We start from the raw sequence: 20633 nt of genomic DNA, 5'->3' as shown, positions 1-20633 counted from the left end.
TTCGGTTCCGTGCCGTCAGTCGGCGTGCGAGGCGGTGGTGAACGGCGGCCCGGCGAGCGGCGCCCCGGGGTCGTGGACGGCGGCGCGTACCACCGCGACCAGGTCGTCCGCGAGCGCGGCGACCGTCGCGACGTCGAACATGTCCGTGCGGTACGCGACCGATACCCGCAGCCCGGCCGGTTCCGGACCCTCGGTCACGGACCAGGCGAGGTCGTGGACGGCCCTGCCGGTGGGCGGCGCGATGCCTCCGTCGCCTCCGCCTTCAGGCCCCGCCGGGAGCCGGTGGTGGGTGTAGGTGACGTCGCACAGCGGGGGCCGGCCGGGCTCCCGGCTCAGGGCGAGGGCCCGCTCGATGTCGGCGAGCGGCACGTCGCGGTGGTTCTCCCCGGCGGCGATCCCCGCCCGCACCCGCTCGGTGAGGGCGTTGTAGGTGGGGTCGTCGGCCAGGGAGATCCGCAGCGGCAGCAGGCCCGCCCGCTCGTCGACGCCGATGAGCACCTCGTCCGTCTCGGCGCGCCGGCCGAGCAGGGCGGCGATGCCCGCGAGCAGCCGGTCCCGGGCACCGGCGCGGATCAGCGTGGCGGCGAGGTCGTCGGGGACGGTGAAGGTGTGGCAGGCGCCGGGGCCGTCCGGGCCGCTGCCCAGCGGGCGCGACCGGTCGGCGGGCACCTCGAAGGCGGCCAGCCCGGTCAGGGTCCTCTTCCAGTGGTCGAGGGGGTCGTCGGCGGGCCGGGCGTGCTCCACGGGCACCGACGGCCCGGGCCGGTGCGGGGGCCGGGCGGGCAGTTCCCCGTACCGGAGGTCCGCGTCGGCCGCGGCGGCGCGCAGCAGCTCCAGCAGGGAGTCGGTCAGGGCGGCGATCGTGCCGGCGTCGAAGAGCTGGGTTGCGTACTCCACGACGACGTCGAGGGAGTCCTCGCCCGACTTCTCGGCGACGACCACCGTGATGTCGAACTTGGCCGTGCCCGGGGGCAGTCCGGGGAAGTACGGGCCGGTGTCTTCGTCGCTGCCCGTCCCGAACAGGTTCTCGCCGAAGTTGACGTTCGGCGGCAGGGTCTGATGGACGTACATCACATCGAAGACCGGGTTCCGGCCCGGGTCACGCTGATGCGCGACCTCGCGCACGATCCTGTCGAACGGGATCTCCTGGTGGTCAAGCGCGCCGAGCACGACCCCGCGGACCTGGTGCAGCAGCTCCCGGAAGGTCGGATCGCCGGAGAGGTCGCTGCGCAGGGCGACGGTGTTGTTGAAGAAGCCCAGCAGGTCCCACAGTTCGGGGCGGCTGCGGCCGATGGTCGGGGTGCCGATCACGATGTCCCGCTGACCGGACCAGCGGGAGAGCAGGACCTTGAGCCCGGTGAGCAGCACCATGAACAGCGTGGCGGTCTCCCGGCCGCCCACCGCCCGGAGCTCGCGGACGAGTTCGGCGGGGATGGTGAACCCGTGCGATGCCCCGGCGAAGTCCATGCGGGTGGGGCGCGGCCGGTCGGTGGGGAGGGCGAGGGCGGGGGGATCGGTGAGCCGCCCGCGCCAGTAGTCCAGTTCGCCGTCGAGCCGGGAGCCGTCCATCAGCTCCCGCTGCCAGCGGGCGTAGTCGCGGTACTGCACGGGCAGCGGCGCGGGCCGGTGCACCCGGCCCTCGGTGCGGGCGGTGTAGAACTCCATGAGCTCCGTCCGCTGGATCTGGGGAGCCCAGCCGTCGTTGACCGCGTGGTGCATCACCCAGCACATGAGGTAGTCGTCGGGGGCGCAGCGCACGACGGTGACGTTGACCAGCGGATCCCGGGCAAGGTCGAGCACCCGTTCGGTGGCGGCCTTGGCGGCCGCCCGGGCGGCGGTCACCGGGTCGGGTTCGCCGCAGACGTCCACGTAGTGGAAGAAGTCGCCGAGTTCGGGCCGGATGACCAGGTGCGGCCGCCCGTCCTCCTCGACGAAGTTGGAGCGCAGGACCTCGTGCCGCCGGGCGAGGTCCTCCCAGGCGAGCCGTACGGCTTCGACGTCCAGCGGCCCGAGGTGCCGGGAGACTCCGGGAAGGTTGTAGAGCGTGGTGGTCGGGTCGAGCTGGTGGTGGAACCACATGCGTTCCTGCCCGTAGGACAGCACGAGCTCCGGGCCGGGCTGGATCGGGGGCAGGTGGTGTCCGTCGTCGTCGGGCGCGGCGGGGAGGGCCGCCACGGTTCGGGGTACCGGCATCGGAGCTTCGGTCCGCGGCAGACGGGCGGAGAGGGCGTCCGCCAGGTCACCGACGACAGGGTGATCATAAATGTCCACCAGCTTGAGGTGGACGTCGTAACGCTGACGTGCGCGTTCGACGAATTGCAATCCGATGATGGAGTTTCCGCCGATGGCGAAGTAGTCGTCGTCGGCCGCGACGTCGTCGGCGTGGAGCAGTTCGGTCAGGGACTCCTGGAGCCAGCTCAGCACGGTCTGCGGTGCGGGCGACGCACTGGGCGCCGCTGCCGGAGCCGGCACCGTCGGGGGTGCGGGCGCGTGCTCCGGCTCCGGCTCCGGCTCCGGCGGCGGGGCGGTCCGGGTCGGCGGGGGCGCCACCGCGCTCGCCACGGTCTGCCGGGCGCCCTCGACACCGTCGAAGGAGATGACCTCGCCCAGGGGCAGGGCCCAGCAGCGGACGCCGCGGAGCCGCTGGCCGGGCAGCGCCATCCGGCGGCCCGCGCCCCGGCCGGGGCCCGCGTCGGCCGCCAGCGCGGCCCAGTCGGGGTCCCAGCCCCGCTCGTAGAGCCGGGCGAGCACGTCGAGCACACCGTCCGTGCCGGACTCCAGGGTGAGCACGGTGGCGTCGGGCCGGTCGGCGAGGTGGTCCTTCAGCAGTGTGCCGAGCTCTCCCCGGGCGGCGAGCTCGACGAAGACCACGGGACCGGCGGCGAGCTGTTCGTCCGCCGCGGCGCGCAGTCGCTCCGGCCGGACGGGCGCTCCGGCCACGGCCGGGTCCGCGCCGCTCGTCGCCTGTTCCAGCGCGGCCGTGTCGGCGGGTGTCAGCTCGTTCCTGAGGTGGCGGACGGCGTACCGGGAGATCCCGGAGCTGATCAGGCCGTCCGGGACCACTCCTGCGCGGGTGAGCCGGGTGTGGGCCGCGAGCTGGCCCCGGACCGTCGCGGCGCGGTCGGCCGGCACGGGCAGCTGGTCCGGCAGCGGGTCGGAGCCGTGTCCAAGGACCGGTTCGGCGTCTCCGGAGAGCAGGAACACCACGCGGGGCGCGGGCCCGGCCGTCGGCTCCGGGCGGGTGTCGAGCCGCTGCCAGGTGGCCTCGGCGGCCAGTGCGACCGCCAGCTCGGAGGTCCGGCGGGCCACCACGCCGACGCGGCAGGGGTGGTGGTCCCGGCCCTCGTTCAGGGTCCGGGCGATGTCGGCCGGCGGCCGGTCGCTGTGCCGCAGTTCGAGCGAGAGCCGCTCGCAGAGGGTGACGAGGTCCGCCCGGGTACGGGCGGAGACGCCGACCAGGCGGGCCGCGTCGGCCTCGGGGCCGCCGTCCTCGTGGCGCGGCACGGCCGTCGGGGGCGCCTGCTCCACCACGCAGTGCGCGTTGATGCCGCCGAGGCTGAAGGAGCTGATCCCGGCCCGGCGGATGTCGTCGTCCCGCCACGGCCTCAGCGAGGTCACGACCTCCAGGCGGGCACCGTCGAGGTCGACCTCGTCCGCCGCCCGTTCGAAGTGCAGGGAGGGGTACAGCTCGCCGTCGCGGACGCTGAGGATGGTCTTGACCAGACCGGTGATCCCCGCGGCGTGGTCCAGGTGCCCCACGTTGGTCTTCACCGAACCGACCGCGAGGCTGCGGCCGTTCCCGGGACGGGCGAGGGCCAGGCCCTCCGCCTCGACGGCGTCACCGAGCCGGGTGCCGGAGCCGTGCGCCTCGACGTAACCGGCCGATCCGATGTCCAGGCCGGCGCGGTGCCAGGCCTTGCGGATCACCTCGGCCTGGGACCGGGCGCTGGGGGTGGCGATGGTCGCGGAGTGCGCGCCGTTGTGCAGCACGGCGCTGCCGCGGATGACCGCGTGGACGAACGCCCCGTCGGCCAGCGCCCGGTCGAGGGTGGTGAGCAGCAGGACGGCGCCTCCCTCGCCACCGCCGGCGCCGTCCGCCCGGTGGTCGAACGCCCGGGATCTGGCCGTCGGCGAGCTGATGCCGGGGAAGGCCGCCACGCCGGCCGCCGGGGCCACGATCGGGCGGAGGCTGACGCCGCCGACCACGGCGTAGTCCGCGTCGCCGTCGCGCAGTTCACGACAGGCCTGGTGCACAGCCACGAGCGAGCCGTTGCAGCCGGTGTCCACGCCGTAGCAGGGGCCGGTGAACCCGAAGAGGTGGGAGATCCGGGCGGGCAGTCCGAAGGGGATGTTGCCCATCAGGCTGAGGGTGCCCTGCTCGCGGACCAGGGGCGCGTAGCCGGTGCCGGGCGAGCTGAAGATGACGGCGGTGCGGCTGTCCCGCAGGCCGGCGGCGGCGTATCCGGCGCTCTGCAGGAGCTCGTGGGTCAGGTGGAGGGCGAGCCGGTGCTGGGGGTCGGTCACCTCGGCCTCGCGCCGCGACAGACCGAAGTGCTCGTGGTCGAACAGGTCGATCCGGTCGAGGTATCCCAGCTCCGGGTAGTCCACGGACGGGTCGAGGCAGGTGGACTCGACCCGCTCGCGGGGGATCGGGCGTACCGAGTCGACGCCCTTGCGCAGGTTCTCGCGGAACTCCTCGAGGGTGTCGGCCTGAGGAAGCCGGGTGGCGATGCCGATCACCGCGACGGCCGGTCCGCCCTGCGTCGTACCGGTCTCGCTCATTTCACCGTTCCGTTCATGCTTCCTGCCTTCAGAGCTCGTACGCGGTCGGGAGTGCGGGGGCTTCCCGCTGGGCGTCGACGCCCAGCCGGCCGTGGATCGCGGCGGCCTGGGCGGAGATCGTGATCAGGTCGAACAGCTCCCCCACGCGCAGCACTCCGGGCCACTCGTGGTCCATCCGGGTGTGCAGGTCGATGACCTTCAGGGAACTCCCCCCGACGGCGAAGAAGTTGTCGTCGAGTCCGATGTCGGAGTGCCGCAGGACGGCCGCCCAGATCCTGCCGAGGGTGCGCTGGTCATCGGTCCAGTCCCGGCGCGCCGGGTCCTCGTCCGACGGATCGCCGGTGGGGGCGAGGTCCCGCAGCGCGGCCCGGTCGGCCTTGCCGCTGGTGTTGAGCGGCATGCGGGCCACGGGGACGAACCGTTCGGGGACCGCCTGTTCCACGAGGGAGACGAGGCAGTGCCGGCGCAGTTCCGCCCGGGCGGGTGCCGGGGCCCCGGGTGTCCGAGGCGTGATGAAGGCGATCAGTCGCGGCTCGTCGCCGTCGGTCCGTTCGCAGTTCACCACGGCCTGTCCGACGGCCGGGTGGTTCTCCAGGACGCTCTCGATCTCGCCGAGCTCGACGCGGGTGCCCCGGATCTTCACCTGGAGATCGGTTCTGCCGTGGTAGTGCAGCGCTCCCCGCTCGTCGGTGACCGCGAGGTCGCCGGTGCGGTAGAGGCGCGCCCCGGGGGGCCCGAAGGGGTCCGCGACGAACCGCTCGGCGGTCCTGCCGGGCGCTCCCGCGTATCCGAGGGCCACGAACGTGCCCCCGATGTACAGCTCGCCCAGCTCCCCGGCGGGCACCTCGCGCAGCCGCTCGTCCAGCACCCTCGCCAGGGCACCCGGCCAGGGCCGGCCGATGGGGATCCGGTCCCAGGAGACGTCCAGGCCGGGCTGGACCACACAGGAGATGGTGGTCTCGGTGGGGCCGTACTCGTTCACCAGCAGCGCGCCGGGCAGCCGTTCGTGGTGGGTGCGCACCAGGTCCGGTGTGCACTCCTCGCCGGCGACCACGACCAGCCGCAGGGTGTCCGGCAGCAGCCGGCTCTCCGCCAGCAGCGCCCGGTAGTAGGAGGGGACGACGACGAGATGGGTCGCGTGGTGCTCGCCCGCCAGCCGGGCCAGTTCCCCCACTTGTCTGAGCTGCCGCAGGTCGGGCAGCAGCAGTGTGTGGCCGTTGCAGAACGACCAGAACATGCCGCCGAGCATGCCGTCGAAGGACAGCCGCATGGCCATGAGGAAGGTGGACGGTTCGGTGCCGTAGACCTCGGCCCGGCAGCCGATGGACGCCGCGAGCTGGGCGCGGCTGACCATGACCCCCTTGGGGAGCCCGGTCGAGCCGGAGGTGTGGACGAGGTAGGCGGGGGTGCCTTCGGGGACGGGCGGGAACCAGTCGTCCGGGGTGCGGGCGCCCGCCTCGACGAGGCCCGCCACCGTGACCCCGGCGGCGTCGAGCACGGCCGGCGGGTCGGTGACGTCGTCCGGGTCCGGCTCGGGTGCTTCCCCGAGGATCACCGCGCAGTCGGTGTCCCTCAGTAACTGCCGCACGCGCGCGGGCGGCAGGTCCGGTTCGAGGGCCGCCCAGGCCGCGCCGGTGCGCAAGGAGGCCAGGACCGCGATGACGGCGAGGGCGCTCGGCTCGACGCGGACGCACACGACCCGGCCCGGCCGGGCGCCGCGCTGCCACAGCAGCCGGGCGAGCCCGGCCGAGGCCCGGTCGAGTTCGCGGTAGGTGAGGGTCTCTCCCCCGATGACCAGGGCGGTCGTCTCCGGTCCGCGGGCGGCCTGCCGCCGGAAGGCGGCCAGGACCGACCACGGCTCCTGGTCCGTTCCGTCGTGGTGTCGGGCACCGGTGCGCACCGCCATGGTCTCCCCTCTCACTCCGTACCGCTGATCACACGGGTGTGGCCGCGGTTCTCCGGCAGCGGACGGTCCGGGTTCACACTGAGCACCATGCGGTCGCCGTCGGTGCCGACCGGTTCGTAGCCGGCGAACCGGAGCGTGACCAGCATGTTCCGGTTGACGTCGGTGGGGACGAAGTGCGCGACGGGCCGGAGGCCGTCCGCCCGCGCCTCCCGGATCAGATGGCCGAGCAGCACACTGCCCACACCCCGCGAGGCGACCCGGCAGGACATGAGCATCAGCCGCAGCACCGAGTCGGTGCCGTCGAGTTCGGTGACGGCCAGGCCGATGATCCCGTAGTCGCCGAACCGGTCACGAAGCCGCGCCACCCGCACCCGGTGGGCCGGTGAGGCGCTCAGCCGCCGCAGTTCGTCCGTGTCGTAGAACAGGCCGGTGCTGTTGAGCTGGTGCGTCCGCATGGTCAGCTCGCTGGCCCGGGCCAGGTCGTCCTCGGTCGCCGGGCGCAGCTCCATGACGAGGTCGAGGGAGGCGAGGAAGGCCTGCCGGTCGGCCCCGAACTCCTCCTCCGCCTCGCGGCGTTGCCACTCGGTGCGGTAGAGCTCGCGGCGCCGGGAGGCCACCTCGGTGATGTGCTCCGGCTGGAACTCGGGGCGGTCCGGGAGCCGGTCGACCTCGTCGGCCGGGTAGCAGCGGACCATGGGCAGCGCGGCCTCGACCTCCGCCCGCTCCGCCGGGTCGTTGTCGATGAACGCGACGGTGTCCAGGCCGATGCCGAGCGTCTCGGCGATCCGGCGCACCGCGGCGGACTTGTCGCCCCAGCCCACGTGCACCGCGCAGAACCAGTCGTCGAGGCCGCGCCCGGTCAGGTGGCGGTGGATGACGGAGGGCTCGCTGCGGCTGGCGGCGGCGTGCAGGATGCCCCGCTTGTCCAGCGCGTTCAGGGTCTCCAGCGCCGCCGGGAAGGGCTCGGGGTCGTCGTTCTCCAGGACGACCCCGTCCCAGAGTGTGTCGTCCAGGTCCCACACCAGGCACTTGACGACCGGGGCGCTCGCCGCGGCCGTCATACGGGCTCCCCGGGCTGCCGCGCGGCCGGTGGCGGGCCGTACCGGCGCAGGAGGCGGTCGGCTATGTGGAGTTCGGCCACGTGCGGTGCTCCTTCGATGATCTCCATGACCTTGGCGTCCCGGAAGTGCCGTCCCGCCCTGCTGTCGGGCTCGCAGCCGGCCGAGCCGAGGATCTGCACGGCGTCGCGGCTCGCCGAGGCGGCCGCGGCGGCGGCCGCGTATTTGGCGACGATGGTCTCGCTCACGCCGCGGCCGGGCCCCTTGGCCCGGAACTCCGCCGCCCGGCGGGCCAGTTCACGAGCGCCCTCGCTCCGCACGGCGGAGCGGGCCAGCAGGGACCGGACCAGCTGGTGGTCGGCGAGCAGCACACCGCCCTGGGCGCGGGTGGCGGCGTGCGAGGCGGCGTCCGCCACGCACGCCTCGGCCATGCCGACACACCCCCATGCGACGGTGAAGCGCCCGTGGTCGATCGCGGTGGCGGCGACGTGGGAGAGCCCCAGACCCGCCGGGGCGACGAGGTGGCCACGGGGCACCCGTACGCCGTCGAAGGTGACGTGGGCGATTCGAGCGGCGCGCATGCCGAGTTGGCCGCTCACCGGCTCACGGACCACTCCCGCGCGGTCCGCCTCCACCAGCACGGCGGTCGGCTTGCCCCCGCACTCCCCCAGGACCAGGAACACATCGGCGTCCGCCCCGAAGGTGATCCATTTCTTGCGGCCGCTCACGACGACGTCCGTGCCGGTGTCCTCGACGCGGGTCCGTACGGCCGCGAGGGCGCTGCCCGCGCCCTCCTCGGTGGCCGCGAAGCCCGCGGTGAGCTCACCGCTCGCCAGCCGTGGCAGCCAGTCGTCACGCTGTTCCCGCGTGCCCCAGCGGGCGAGGGCCGCCGCGACCATCCCCTGCACGGTCAGCAGACCGCGCAGCGCGCCGCACACCCCGCCCAGGTGCGCGGCGGCCTCCCCGAGGGCGGCCGGGCCGAGGTCCGCTCCCCCGTACCGGCGGGGCAGGTCCGGGGCGAGCAGGCCGGCCGCGGCCATGTCCTTGCGGGCGGACGCGGGCAGGCCGCCGTCCTGGTCCCAGCCCGCCGCGTCGCCGCGCACCTCGGCCGCCAGCTCCGCCGCGGCCCGCACCACGGCCGTCCCGTCCGGCCCGTTCATCCCGTCCGGCCCGTCCATCCCCGGCCGCCCTCGGTCAGGCACGGTCGTCATGGCTCTCCGTCAACCCGGCCGGCGCGGTCTTGCGGCTGACGAACCGCGTGATGCGCTCGGCCGTGCGGAAGCTGTCCAGGTCGAGGTCCTCCACCTCCACCGCGATGGAGAATCGTTCCTCCACGAAGGTCACCAGCTCCAGCGCGAAGAGCGAGTTCGCGAGCCCCAGTTCGAAGTAGTCGTCGTCCGGAGCGACCGGCCGCCGGAGCGCCGCGGTCAGGAACTCCGTGATCTCCTCGGTGATGCTGTTCACGCCACACCCTCCTGTGGTCCTATCTCGACGAGCAGCAGGCTCCAGGCAGCCACCGGGCTGACACTGATCAGCACGACACGGTCCCCTGCGGCGAGTTCCCCGCGCTCCAGGGCCGTGTAGAGGTTCAAGAAGACGTCGTTGGGGCCGAGATGGCCGTAGGCCCGGAGGTTCTCCCGGCACACGGGCAGGATGCCGATGTCCAGGGCGTCCTCGGTGAAGGCCAGGCTGCCCGCCGACAGGTTGTGGCTGACGTAGCCGCGCACGTCCTCCCGGCGCAGCCCGTTGCGCCACAGCAGCCCGTCCAGCAGCGCCGACGTCCTGTTGCGCGTCTCCACCGCGAGCCGGAAGGAGTAGGCGGTGGCGTCCGCGCACTCCTCGCGCCACTGCGCGGTGGGCCGGTCCCGGTACTTCACCTGGAAGAGGTCCCAGTACCGGCCGTTGGTCTGCTGCGCGATGTCGAGGATGCGGACCGGGCCGCGCCGGGAGAGCAGCAGGGCCTGTCCGCTGTCGCCGTTCACCGTCACCGGGTGCCGGTACCGCGTGGCGGCGGCCGGTTTGCTGCCGTGCACGACCAGGACGTTGTCCAGGTCCGGATCCGCCGCCAGCAGCCCCCGGGCCGTCAGCAGGGCGGGGGTGACGGACACACAGCCCAGGCCGCCCACCGTGAAGGTCGTCGCCGTCTCGGCCCCGAGCAGGTGCTGCAGCCGTGTCGACTCGGAGCTGAGGAAGGTCTCCGGCGCCCGCGACTCCACCATGATCAGGGCGCCCACGTCCCGGGCGTCCACCCCGGCCCGGTCGAGCGCCTGCCGGGCGGCCCGCTCGCAGAGTTCCACCGCGTCGATCCGGTCATCGGCCCGCACGGTGTCGATGCCCAGGCCCGCGCGGGTGCGCCGCTCGTTCTCGTCCAGTGCCGCCATGCCGACCACCGGCACCACCCGCTCCGGCAGATACGACGCCGCGCCGCGTACGGCGATGGACACGCGATCGCTCCGCGTGACGTGATCGGTCACGAACCCTCCCTCGGGCTTCGTCGAGTTGCGTACGCGGCGGACGAGGACTGCCGGTCCTTGTCGCCATGCCGAGGGCTTGGGCCGTAACGCGCCCACGGGCGTGGAGTCATCGCGTCCGGCTGTTCCCGGAAGGAAGCCGTTCATCCGAGGTACAGAAGTCCGATAAACCCGGTAAGAGATTCCGCCACACAGGAATGCCCCCTCCGGCCACACGGCACGGACATTCGCATTGGCCCAGCCGCCGGCCGCCCGATCGACCGGTTTCCCCGTTGCGCGGATCACTATAGGAACAGCCCACAGTCGAAGATCAAGCAGTCGCAACGTGATCCACATCACCGCCGGTGCGGGAGTTATGGAATCGCATACTCCCCGTGGACGGAGGTGCGGACGGAAAAACGGAACCCAACTCCACTCTTTTGGCCCGCACTTTACGTCCATCAGCGGAAACATGGATTTGGAAGATCGAAATCCGGGTGTTGAGCAGCCGGAATGACACCGTCCTGCCGGGCCGCACGGTTACCGTGGGTCAGCCCTCGTTCCGGGAGCCCCGGCCCCGCCACGGTCGGCCCCGCCCCTGCCTGAGCGAGCAGTTGAACAAGCGGCACCCCTCGGTCCGCGAGGCGGCGGGCGGCGTCGTAACCCATGCCCCGGCCATGACACGGCGGGCCTTCCCTGGGTTTCGGAAGGCCCGCCGTGAAGTGCGGATGGGTTACGTACCTTTGGCTCCCCGCACAGCGCTTCGGACGGTTGAGTCAATTCCGGTGCGGCCGAAAGTCCACCGCGGTGCCGAAAGTGACGGCGGCCGTCATTTCCGTCCGGTCACGAACCAGCGTGCGGGCAATTCGACGCGTCTGCCGTCCGCGTGGAAATCCTCCATCGCCAGATCGATGTCGCCCTCGGCGAACAACTCCAGGCCCGCCGCCCCCAGCAACTCCCGCACCTCGTCGTCGGCGACCTCCGCGGGCCGCAGCCCGTGGGCGAAGACCCGCTGGAGTTTGCGCGACGGTCCGCCCGGCCGGCGCGCCGCCTCCTGGAGCACCTCCTTGGCACATCCCCGCAGTTCGGCCACGAAGGCCCGCCCCCTGGCGCCGACCAGCTCGGCCACCGCCTCCGCGACGGCCGCCCGGTCCTGCGGGTCGCTCTGGTGGATCACCGCGCGCATATAGACGTTGCAGTCCCCGAGCCGCCCGTGGAGAGCGCGGACGGCCTCGGTGTCCACCAGGTCGAGCTGCTCGAACTCGGCGCTCCCGGCCCCGTTCGCGCGGCGTGCGTGCTCCACCGCCGCCCGCGAGAGGTCCACGCCGAGCGCGCGGGGGAAGCGGGTGGCCAGGAAACGGGTCTGGGTGCCGTTGCCGCAGCCGAGGTCGACGATCGGCAGCGCGGGGTCCAGATACGGTGCGAGCAACGCCAGGTGGGGCGCCGCCGTCAGGGCCGGGTCCGAGTCCCAGATCGCCTCGCCCGGGACGTCGGAGGTCTCCTCCCAGAAACCTTCCCAGGCCTTGCTGTACTGGTCCGACACGCTCATGGGTGCTCCCGATGCCGAGGGCGACGACTCGTCACGATCTTGACTACCGCCGTCGCCGGGTCCGGGCAAGACCGCCCGGCCCGCTTTCACCCGGCCGAGGCCCGTCGGGGCGGGCGCAGCAGCTTCTGCTCGCACCAGACCGTCTTGCCCCGCCCCGAGTGGCTCGCGCCCCACGCCCGTGCGAGGCCGCCCACCACCCGCAGGCCCCGGCCGAACTCGTCGCCGATGTCCGTGCTCAGCAGCGAGGGCAGCGTGTGGTCGTCGTCGGTGACCTCACAGAGCAGGACATCGGTCCGCACCAGCCGGAGCCCGATCCGGTCCGTGCGGGCGTGCCGTACGGCGTTGCCGACGATCTCGCCGACGAGGATCTCGGCGGTGTCCACGGCCTCCCGCAGTCCCCACGCGGTCAGCCGCTCCCGGACGAGCCGCCGGGCCCGGGCCGCCTCGCGCGGGTCCGCTCCCAGCTCCCACTCGGCGACGTGCTCGGGCGGGATGCCGTTGAGCCGGGCCATCAGCAGGGCCACGTCGTCCTTGCGCCCGTCGCCCCTGTTGAGGGCGCGGATGATGGTGTCGCAGGCGTCGTCCATGGAGGCCGCCGGATGGGCGGCGGACTCGCACAGGGCGGCGAGGCCGGTGCCGATGTCCTGCCCGCGCACCTCCACCAGGCCGTCCGTGCACAGCACGAGCCGGTCACCGGGCGCCACCCGTACCGTCGCCGCCTCGAACGGCACTCCGCCCACGCCTATGGGCGCGCCCGTGGGCAGGTCCAGCAGCACGCTGCGGCCGTCCTCTGCCCGTACCAGGACGGGCGGGATGTGGCCGGCGTTGGCGAGGGTCAGCTCCGAGCGGATGGGGTCGTAGACGGCGTAGAGGCAGGTGGCGAGATAGTGCTCGCCGAGGCGTTGCGCGATGTCGTCCAGATTGCGCAGGAGCTGCTCGGGCGGCAGGTCGAGGGCGGCCATGGTCTGCACGGCGGTCCGCAACTGGCCCATCATGGCCGCCGAATTGAGGCCGTGGCCCATGACGTCGCCGACGACGAGCGCCGTGCGGGAGCCGGGCAGCTTGACGGTGTCGAACCAGTCGCCGCCGACCCGGCCGAGACGGGTGCCCGGCAGATAGCGGGTGGCGGTGTCGCAGCCGGCCATCCGCGGGTCGAGCCGCGGCAGCATGCTGTCCTGGAGGGTGTCGGCGACGTTCTCCTGGTAGGTGTACATACGGGCGTTGTCCAGGACGAGCCCGGCGCGGGCGGCGAGTTCGGCGCCGGTCGCGCGGTCCATGTCGTCGAAGGGCTCGCGGCCGCCGCGGCGCATCAGGACCATGAAGCCGAGCACCACGCCACGGGCCTTGAGGGGCACGATGAGCATGGACCGGCCGTTGATCAGCGGACGCAGGTCGCGCTTCTCGAACTGCCCGGAGATGCGATTGCCCATCTCCTCGCTGACGCGGGGGATCAGCACCGGCTCGCCACTGACCATGCACCGGAAGAACGGGGTGTGCTCGGGGAAGGCGAGGGCCTCGCCGACCGGCACCGTGTCGTCCCAGCGGCCGGGCTCGTCGTTGTGCTCGACCCAGACGCGGTGCCAGATGGTGGTGACGTCGGGCGGGCCGTCGGGGAAGCCCTCCCCCGCCAGGACGGCGGACCGCAGATGGGTGCCGGCGAAGTCGGTGAAGCGGGGCACGGCGGCGCTGGTGACCTCGCGGATCGTGCGTTCCAGATCGAGGGAGGTGCCGATGCGGCCGCTGACCTCGTTGAGGAACTCCAGCCGCTCGCGCACGGCCGCGTATTCGAGATCCTCCGACTCCTCGGTCCTGTCGGCTCCGTCGAGGCCGTCGGGCTCCTCGACCGGGCCCGAGCCCGACCGCGGGTCCGGGATGCGGCCGTTCGCCGCCGGTAACGCGCGCCGGCGCCGGGCGCGCCGCTCCAGGTACTTGGGCGTGCCCCAGTCGGGTGTCACGGGGACCCGCTCGGACCGGATCGTCTCCAGGGCGGGGTAGCCCAACTCCAGCATCTGCTCGACGATGCGGCCGCTCGTCGTGGGGCCCATGCTGGGCAGAATGTCCGGCAGCCGGTCGACGAGGTCCTCCGCGCCGGGGAAGTCGGTGTGCGGGGCGAAGCAGGGGGCCACCCGCTCCTCCTCACCGCCGGGCAGCCGTGCGGCGTCCGCGGCGAGCACCAGCAGCCGCTCCGGCCCGGGCCCGGCCAGGGGGTACGCCCACCACAGCACGTCGAGCGGACCGCGCTCGGGGTCGGCGAGGCGGGCCCGCCCGGCCCTCGGATAGCCCGGAGCCGTGTCGGTGCCGGCCGAGGGGGCCTCGTCCCAGTCGAGGGAGTCGTACGCGGCGTAGCCCTGGAAGCCGTCGGCGCCGGGCAGGGCGCCGTGCACGGGCAGCAGGTCGGTGGCGGCGCTGCCGACGGCCTCCTGCCGGGTGTGCCCGAACAGCTTGCGGGCGCCGGTGCTCCAGTGGGTCACCGACCCCGCGGAGTCCACGACGACGACCGCGAGCGGAAGCCGCCCGAGGGAGGCTTCCCGCTCTGCGAAGGCGGGCTCTGACGTGCCACGGTCCATGAGCGGTTGCTCCTTCGTACGCGTACGCAAGATCTGCGCCACCACTACCACGGTAGGCCCCGGGCGGGGCCGGGCGCGGTCCAATGGCGGAATCCGTCGTGCGCCGGGTGCGTATGCGTGCCCCGGCGCGCGCGACCACCGCCCCGGCCGGCGTCCGGCCGGGGCCAACGGGCTAGTCGGCGTAGCCGAGTTGCAGGTCGCGCTCGGTCCGGCCGCCGCCGGCGATCTGGAGGACCGTGGCGACGGGCGGGTAGCCGGTGGCGACGACCGTGTACTCGCCCGCGGAGAGGTCGACGAAGCGGAACGCCCCGTCCGCGCCGGTCGTGGCGGTGTCCACCACATTGCCCCCGGCGTCGAGGAGGGTCACCCGGGCGTCCTCGACGGGCCGCCCGGCCCCGGCCCGTACGGTCCCGCGCAGCACCGCGCCGCCCGCGAGTTCGATGTCCTGCCGGGTCTCGCGGGCGGACTGGACGGTGACCGGCAGCGCGGCGGGGCGGAAGGCGGGGGCGCTGGCGGCGAGGGTGTACTCGCCCGAGACCAACTCGCTGATGAGGTAGTCGCCTTCGCGGCCGGTGCGGGTGGAGGCGACGACCTCGCCGTGCACATTGGTCAGGGTGACCATGGCCTCGCGGACGGGGGTGCCGTCGCCGGTGCGCACGGTGCCGGCCAGCCGCCCGGCGCCGCCGAGGACGACGTCGAGCTCGACCGGCCGTTCGCCGACGGTGACCGTGACGGCCTGCGGCTGGTGGCCGCCGGCGGCGGCGATGAGGACGTAGGCGCCGGTGCCGGGTGTGCTCAGCGCGTACCGGCCGTCCTCGCCCGTCGCACCGCGGCCGATCTGGCGGCCCTGGACGTCGATGAGGGTGAGGGCGGCGCGGGGCACCGTGGTGCCGTCGGGGTGCTGGACGGTTCCGGTGACCGGGATGCCCGCGGTCAGCGGCGCCGGCTCGCCCGCGGGGGGCAGGGCGGCGGCTCGGGGGGACGGGACGACGGGGGCCTCAGGGGCGTTGTGGGACACCAGTGGTTTCTCTTTCAGCAGGAAGGCGAGCAGGAAGCCCACGATGAGGACCGGCACGAGGTAGAGGAAGACCCGCGGCATGGCCTCGGCGTAGGCCCGGACGTAGCCGTCGCGCAGGGCGGCCGGCAGGGCGTGCACCAGCTGCGGGGTGAGGGAGTCGGACGGCGGCAGGGCGGCGTCGCGGGGCAGTTCGCCCGCGAGGCGGTCGGCGAGCCGGCGGGCGAAGAGGGTGCCGAAGACGGCGGCGCCGACACAGCCGCCGATCTGCAGGAAGTAGTTGTTGGCGCTGGTGGCCGCGCCGAGGTCGGCCGGGTGTGCGGAGTTCTGCACGGCGAGGACGAGGACCGGCAGGACGAGGCCGATACCGAGGCCGAGAACGGCCATCCAGAGGCTGTAGGCCTCTCGGCCGGTGCCGGCGTCGAGGTGGGAGAGCAGATACATGCCCACGGCGGAGAGGGCGCAACCGAGGACGGGGAAGAGTTTGTAGCGTCCCGTGCGGCTGACGAGGTGGCTGGCCACCAGTGAGGCGAGGACGATGCCGCCCATCAGCGGCAGCATCAGCAGGCCGGACGCGGTGGCGTCGACGCCGTCGGCCATCTGCAGAAACGTCGGCAGGTAGCTGGCGGCGCCCACGAGGGCGGCGCCGACGACCGCGCCGAGGAGCGCGCTGACGGTGAAGACCCGGTCCCGGAAGAGGTGCAGTGGGATAATCGGTTCTGCTGTGTAGGACTCGACGACGATGAAGAGCAGCGCGGTGCCCAGCGCGCCCGCCCCGAGCCCGAGGACGACGTGGGACCCCCACGCGTACACGGTGCCGCCCCAGGTGGTCAGCAGCACCAGACAGGTCGAGGACGTCAGGAGCAGCAGTGCCCCGAGGACGTCGAACCGCGCCCGGCGCGGCGGCCGGGGCAGCTTGAGGGCGAACGCGACGACGGCGAGCGTGAGCAGGCCGAAGGGGACGTTGCCGTAGAAGCACCAGCGCCAGGAGGCGTGGTCGGTGAGAAAGCCGCCGAGCAGCGGACCGGCGACGGCGGCGATTCCGTAGGCGGCGCTGATGACGCCCAGGAAGCGGCCGCGCGCACGGGGCGGGACGATGTCGGCGATGATCGCCTGGGCCCCGATCATCAGCCCGCCGCCGCCGATGCCCTGGAGCGCGCGGAAGGCGATGAGCTGCTCCATCGTGCGGGAGGCTCCCGCCAGCGCCGAGCCGATGACGAAGACGACGATGGCGAAGAGAAAGACGCTCTTGCGCCCGAGGAGATCGCCGAGCTTGCCGTAGAGGGGCAGCACGACCGTGAAGGCCAGCAGATAGGACGTCACCGCCCAGGACATGCTGCCGAGGCCGTGCAGTTCGCCGACGATCTTCGGCAGGGCGGTGGCCACGATCGTCTGGTCGAGCGCCGCGAGGAGCAGCGTGAGCAGCAGACCGGTGAAGACGAGACGGACCCGGGCCGGGCCGGGGCCCGGTGCGGGGGCGGCCGGCGCGGGTTCGGGGGCGGGCAGGGCGAGCGGTTCCTCGCTCTTCACCACGATGGTCTCGAAGGTGGTCACGCCCACGTACCTCTCCCCTCGTCGCGCCTGCGTCGCCGCCCATTTCTCGCATTACGCGACAACGGCGAGCAAGCGCGACGATTGACCGGAGAGGGCCCGAGAGGGGTGCCTGTGCGGCTTTCGTGCCGGTCGGAGGCGTACAGCACGTTGAGGTGCTGCTATGAAAACCACTCGAATCGGTGAGCGCGAACCGGGCGGGGTCCGGTCATTTCCGCAGACCGGCCGCCGCCGGGCACCCCCTGTCGGCTACTTCTTGACCTCGGCCTCGAGGTTGTCGAGGACGGCGTCGTAGATACGGCCGAGCCCCTTGGGCGCGAAGGCCCGCTCGAAGAAGCCGCCGATGCCGCCCGCGCCCTGCCAGACCGTGCTGACCACGACGTTGGCCTCGCCCTCGCCGGCCGGGGTGACGGTCCAGGTGGTGACCATGGAGGAGTTGAGGTCCTTCTCGACCAGCTGTCCGGTGGTCGGCTCGGTGACCTCCAGCAGGCAGTCGCGGACGCGCTTGCTGGTGGCCTGGAGCTTCCAGTGCACCTGCGTGCCCTCGCCGTCGCCGCCCTTGCGCACCTCGTACTCGCTGAAGTGCTCGGGCAGCAGCTTGGCGCGGGTGCCGCTGTAGTCGGCCAGCGCGTCGAACACCTCCTCCGGGTCCGCCGCGATGATCCGCTCCGTGGTGGCCTCGACCTGGCCCATGGCTTGTCCTCCCGGACGTCGTGCTTGGCATACCTGCCTGTGCGGCAAAGCCAACCATCATCGCCACACCCGCCCAAATCCGGGGCCAGTCGCCGGTGGCGAACGTGTGTGCCGCTCTCGCACGGGCTCGTATTGCCGCCTGCGGCGGCGGGCGGGCTTATTTGAGCCCGTCCGGCGATTGAGGACACCGCCGCGCATCGGAGGTGCACCCGCCACGGCCCGCGGCCGAACAACCGCCAGGCTCAGACCCCGTGTACGCGAGCCAGCGCCTCGTCGGCCACGGGGCGCAGCCGTTCGTGGGCCCGCGCGGCGAGGAGCACGTGCGTGGCGCGGTCGTCGCCGAGGACGCCCAGCCCTTCGACGCAGGCCCTGGCCACCGGCCAGCAGTGGTCCGGGGCGGCCAGCAGCCGCTCCAGGGTGGACAGCAGGGCGGGCACGGACTCGGGGGCGCGCAGCTCGGTGAGCAGCCGGACGGGGTGCAGGGCGTAGGCGGTGCGCAGCGGATTCGTGGCGAGGGCGGCGGCGGCGCGGGCGGTGCGGGGGTCGCGGAGCCGGCCGAGGGCGTGGGCGGCGGTCGCGCAGCGTACGGGTTCGCGGTAGTTGAGGAGGAGGACGAGGGTCTCGAAGGCGCGGCGGTCGCCCTGGACGCCGAGGGCGAAGGCGGCGATCTCGCGGGCCCACAGCGGCTGTTCGCCGGCCACCAGGACGCCGGCGAGCCGGTCGGCGCGCTCGGCGGCCGGGGGGCCGGGGGCGGAGCCGCCGTCGACGGCGAGTTCGAGCAGCCGCTCGTAGGCCGCGAATTCGGCCGGGGAGACCAGTTCGGCCCGTACCCGCCTCAGCAGTGCGCGGAATTCCTCTTCCATGTACCGCTCTCCTCCCCGAGTGGCCCAGACCACATGGTAAGTGGCGCGCACGCCCTCTGGCGCTCTTGGTTACCGGTGGGTTAATCTCCCGGACAAGAGCAGCACACCTGCTCGGCGGCCTGGTGACGCAGCCGCCGCAGCGGCTTCAGCGCTCCCGTTCAGCACTCTCGATGGCGGTTCGTCGGTTCGGCGCTTCGAGTACGGCACGGCCCCGGGACAGGGCCCGCCGGTCGCACAACTCCCTTTCCGTGGGCGTTCCTTACCGTGCCCGGAAAATCCTCAGTCGCCGCAGCCCGGCCAGGGGCCCCTCCTTCGACATTCCCCTGCGCACGGGAACACATCCTGGAGTCTCGCGATGGACCGTACGTCCAGCCCTGAGCCGTCCCCTTTGTCCCCCTCCTCCCCCCTGCCCGCGCCCCGGCTGGGGACCGTCGCCGTGATCGGCCTCGGCACCATGGGCACCGGCATCGCCGAGGTGCTGGTGCTGGCCGGCCGCGAGGTCGTCGGCATCGACATCCGTGAGGCCGCCGCCGCGCAGGCCACGGCCGCCCTCGACGCCGCCACCGCCCGCGCGGTGCGGCGCGAGCGGATCACCGAGGCGGAGCGGCGGGCCGCACTGGCCCGCTTCCGCACCTCCCGCGAGCTGGGCGCCGCCGCCGACGCCGATCTGGTGATCGAGGTCGTGCCGGAGGACTACGCCCTCAAGCACGACGTCCTCACCGCGCTCGACGCGATCGTGCGGCCCGACACCATCCTGGCGACCGGCACCAACGCCCTGTCGGTGACCCGCCTCGCCGCCGACTCCGCCCGCCCCGAGCGCGTGCTCGGGCTGCACTTCTTCAACCCGGCGCCGGCGATGAAGCTGGTCGAGATCGTCTCCTCGGTGCTCACCGCGCCGGCCGCCGTCACCGCCGTCACCGATCTCGCCCGTGAGCTGGGCAAGGAGCCGGTCGCGGTCGGCGACCGGCCCGGCTTCGTGGCCGACGGGCTGCTGTTCGGCTATCTCAACCAGGCGGCCGCGATGTACGAGGCGCGGTACGCCACCCGCGAGGACATCGACGCGGCGATGAAGCTGGGCTGCGGCCTGCCGATGGGCCCGCTCGCGCTGCTGGACCTGATCGGCATCGACACCGCCCGCACCGTCCTGGAGGCGATGTACACCGCCTCCCACGACCGGCTGCACGCTCCCGCGCCGATCCTCGGCCAGCTCGCCGAGGCGGGGCTGACCGGTCGTAAGGCGGGCCGCGGCTTCTATACGTACGAGGCGCCCGGCTCGGCCGCCGTCGTCGCGGACGCGCAGACCCCGGGCACCCGGCACGAGACGGCGGGCGCGCACGTGGTGACCTCGGTCGGGGTCGCCGGTTCCGGGACGATGGCCAGTGGCATCGCCGAGGTGTTCGCCAAGGCCGGCTTCGAGGTGGTGCTCGCGGCCCGCTCGCCGGAGAAGGCCGAGGCGGCGAAGGCCCGGGTCGCGAAGTCCCTCGCCCGCTCGGTGGACAAGGGCCGGCTGACGGCACAGGCGCGGGACGCGGCCCTCGCGGCGATCACCCCGGCGGGATCGCTCGACGCGTTCGCGGAGGTCGATCTGGCCGTCGAGGCGGTCGCCGAGGACCTGGCCGTCAAGCAGCAGCTCTTCGCGACGCTCGACAAGATCTGCAAGCCGGGCGCGGTGCTGGCCACGACCACCTCCTCGCTGCCCGTCATCGCCTGCGCCCGGGCCACCGCCCGCCCGCAGGACGTCGTGGGCATGCACTTCTTCAACCCGGCGCCGGCGATGAAGCTGGTCGAGGTGGTCCGTACGGTGCTGACCTCCGACGAGGCGCACGCCACCGTCCGCGCGGTGTGCGCCGCGGTCCGCAAGCACCCGGTGGACTGCGGCGACCGGGCCGGGTTCATCGTCAACGCGCTGTTGTTCCCCTACCTCAACAACGCGATCAAGATGGTGCAGGAGCACTACGCGACGCTGGACGACATCGACGCGGCGATGAAGCTCGGCGGCGGCTATCCGATGGGGCCCTTCGAACTGCTCGACGTCGTGGGCCTCGATGTCTCCCTGGCCATCGAGAAGGTGCTGCACCGCGAGTTCCGCGACCCGGGGCTGGCGCCCGCGCCGCTGTTGGAGCACCTGGTGGCGGCGGGCTGCCTGGGACGCAAGACGGGCCGCGGCTTCCGTGAGTACGCCCGGCGCTGATCCGGCCG

Annotated in this window: 12 protein-coding genes; 1 reads left to right on the top strand and 11 read right to left on the bottom strand. The window is 73.2% G+C overall.

Annotation, left to right across the window (positions count from 1 at the left end):
- Positions 1-15: 15 nt before the first annotated feature.
- The 11 genes from AB8O64_RS29375 to AB8O64_RS29325 form a co-directional block, all read right to left on the bottom strand.
- Positions 16-4782 carry a condensation domain-containing protein gene (locus tag AB8O64_RS29375; RefSeq protein WP_370422387.1) on the bottom strand — a complete coding sequence of 1589 codons (4767 nt, stop codon included), beginning with the start codon at positions 4780-4782 and terminating at the stop codon, positions 16-18.
- A gap of 28 nt (positions 4783-4810) precedes the next feature.
- Complete coding sequence (locus AB8O64_RS29370) at positions 4811-6688, bottom strand: amino acid adenylation domain-containing protein (RefSeq protein ID WP_370422386.1); 1878 nt, start codon at positions 6686-6688, stop codon at positions 4811-4813.
- An 11-nt stretch (positions 6689-6699) separates the two neighbouring features.
- Complete coding sequence (locus tag AB8O64_RS29365) at positions 6700-7749, bottom strand: HAD-IIIC family phosphatase (RefSeq protein WP_370422385.1); 1050 nt, start codon at positions 7747-7749, stop codon at positions 6700-6702.
- Positions 7746-8957: an acyl-CoA dehydrogenase family protein gene (locus AB8O64_RS29360; RefSeq protein ID WP_370422384.1), complete on the bottom strand. Its 1212-nt coding sequence runs from the start codon at positions 8955-8957 to the stop codon at positions 7746-7748. The genes AB8O64_RS29365 and AB8O64_RS29360 overlap by 4 nt, the downstream gene beginning before the upstream one ends.
- Complete coding sequence (locus tag AB8O64_RS29355) at positions 8941-9210, bottom strand: acyl carrier protein (protein WP_365373296.1); 270 nt, start codon at positions 9208-9210, stop codon at positions 8941-8943. The genes AB8O64_RS29360 and AB8O64_RS29355 overlap by 17 nt, the downstream gene beginning before the upstream one ends.
- The gene (locus AB8O64_RS29350; RefSeq protein ID WP_370424007.1) at positions 9207-10127 is read right to left on the bottom strand and encodes a ketoacyl-ACP synthase III family protein; all 921 of its coding nucleotides are present in this window, start codon (positions 10125-10127) and stop codon (positions 9207-9209) included. The genes AB8O64_RS29355 and AB8O64_RS29350 overlap by 4 nt, the downstream gene beginning before the upstream one ends.
- Before the next feature lie 898 nt (positions 10128-11025).
- Complete coding sequence (locus AB8O64_RS29345; RefSeq protein WP_370422383.1) at positions 11026-11745, bottom strand: class I SAM-dependent methyltransferase; 720 nt, start codon at positions 11743-11745, stop codon at positions 11026-11028.
- Between the two features lie 86 nt (positions 11746-11831).
- Positions 11832-14312, bottom strand: coding sequence for a SpoIIE family protein phosphatase (locus tag AB8O64_RS29340; RefSeq protein ID WP_370424005.1), 2481 nt, complete (start codon positions 14310-14312; stop codon positions 11832-11834).
- A 172-nt stretch (positions 14313-14484) separates the two neighbouring features.
- On the bottom strand, positions 14485-16887 hold the full coding sequence (locus AB8O64_RS29335) for an MFS transporter (protein WP_370422382.1): 2403 nt from the start codon (positions 16885-16887) through the stop codon (positions 14485-14487).
- Between the two features lie 240 nt (positions 16888-17127).
- Positions 17128-17571: an SRPBCC family protein gene (locus tag AB8O64_RS29330; protein WP_370422380.1), complete on the bottom strand. Its 444-nt coding sequence runs from the start codon at positions 17569-17571 to the stop codon at positions 17128-17130.
- A gap of 242 nt (positions 17572-17813) precedes the next feature.
- On the bottom strand, positions 17814-18434 hold the full coding sequence (locus tag AB8O64_RS29325) for a HEAT repeat domain-containing protein (RefSeq protein ID WP_370422379.1): 621 nt from the start codon (positions 18432-18434) through the stop codon (positions 17814-17816).
- Positions 18435-18789: 355 nt separating this feature from the next.
- On the opposite strand from AB8O64_RS29325, the gene AB8O64_RS29320 reads away from it, so the two are divergent.
- Positions 18790-20625: a 3-hydroxyacyl-CoA dehydrogenase family protein gene (locus AB8O64_RS29320; RefSeq protein ID WP_370422378.1), complete on the top strand. Its 1836-nt coding sequence runs from the start codon at positions 18790-18792 to the stop codon at positions 20623-20625.
- The last annotated feature ends 8 nt before the right edge of the window (positions 20626-20633 follow it).

It is taken from the genome of Streptomyces sp. QH1-20, assembly GCF_041283565.1.
GTDB lineage: Bacteria > Actinomycetota > Actinomycetes > Streptomycetales > Streptomycetaceae > Streptomyces > Streptomyces syringius.
This window is presented reverse-complemented; position numbering and strand designations above follow the sequence as displayed.

Bases quoted from the DNA above. Each gene is read 5' to 3' on its own strand.
- AB8O64_RS29375 (WP_370422387.1), bottom strand. From the start codon at position 4,782: ATGAGCGAGACCGGTACGACGCAGGGCGGACCGGCCGTCGCGGTGATC.
- AB8O64_RS29370 (WP_370422386.1), bottom strand. From the start codon at position 6,688: ATGGCGGTGCGCACCGGTGCCCGACACCACGACGGAACGGACCAGGAG.
- AB8O64_RS29365 (WP_370422385.1), bottom strand. From the start codon at position 7,749: ATGACGGCCGCGGCGAGCGCCCCGGTCGTCAAGTGCCTGGTGTGGGAC.
- AB8O64_RS29360 (WP_370422384.1), bottom strand. From the start codon at position 8,957: ATGACGACCGTGCCTGACCGAGGGCGGCCGGGGATGGACGGGCCGGAC.
- AB8O64_RS29350 (WP_370424007.1), bottom strand. From the start codon at position 10,127: ATGGCGGCACTGGACGAGAACGAGCGGCGCACCCGCGCGGGCCTGGGC.
- AB8O64_RS29345 (WP_370422383.1), bottom strand. From the start codon at position 11,745: ATGAGCGTGTCGGACCAGTACAGCAAGGCCTGGGAAGGTTTCTGGGAG.
- AB8O64_RS29340 (WP_370424005.1), bottom strand. From the start codon at position 14,312: ATGGACCGTGGCACGTCAGAGCCCGCCTTCGCAGAGCGGGAAGCCTCC.
- AB8O64_RS29330 (WP_370422380.1), bottom strand. From the start codon at position 17,571: ATGGGCCAGGTCGAGGCCACCACGGAGCGGATCATCGCGGCGGACCCG.
- AB8O64_RS29325 (WP_370422379.1), bottom strand. From the start codon at position 18,434: ATGGAAGAGGAATTCCGCGCACTGCTGAGGCGGGTACGGGCCGAACTG.
- AB8O64_RS29320 (WP_370422378.1), top strand. From the start codon at position 18,790: ATGGACCGTACGTCCAGCCCTGAGCCGTCCCCTTTGTCCCCCTCCTCC.